Below are 474 nucleotides of genomic sequence, written 5' to 3'. Positions count from 1 at the left end.
TGAACCGCACCCCAAATCTTAGACACATGATATAATCCTCTAAGAAGAAAGGGTGCGGATTTTACTTTATGGTCAAATACAGCGAAGAAATACGAATAAAAGTTGCTATAGATGTACTTGAGGGAGGGCTGTCTGAGAACGAAGCAGCACGTAAGCATGGAATGAACCATGTAACGGTTAATGAATGGGTAGCTGCATACTCCAAGCATGGAGCTGCGGGATTGATCAATAAGGGAACACACAGGACTTTTACTGGAGAACAAAAGCAGTACATATTAGAAGATATGCATGAGAACCATTTGAGTTATAAAGCTGCTGCGAAGAAGCATGATGTACAAGATAGATCCATTCGGAATGGGGAGCGCATTTATCGAAATGAAGGACCTGAAGGACTCTATATGGAGCGTCGAGGACGTACAGCTAATAAAGAGCCACAGAAAGAACTGGAGGCAAATGAAAGTGTTATAGACGAGC

At 42.4% G+C, this 474-nt stretch carries 1 protein-coding gene; it reads left to right on the top strand.

The features are described from left to right. Positions 1-68: 68 nt before the first annotated feature. Positions 69-474 (top strand): transposase (locus L693_RS0117565; RefSeq protein ID WP_025718669.1); only part of this gene is annotated, 406 nt, incomplete at its 3' end.

Origin of the sequence: Paenibacillus sp. 1-18, assembly GCF_000520755.1 — a bacterium.
GTDB lineage: Bacteria > Bacillota > Bacilli > Paenibacillales > Paenibacillaceae > Paenibacillus > Paenibacillus brasilensis.
The sequence above is the reverse complement of the archived record's forward strand: the minus strand, read 5'-3'. Positions and strand labels throughout refer to the sequence as shown.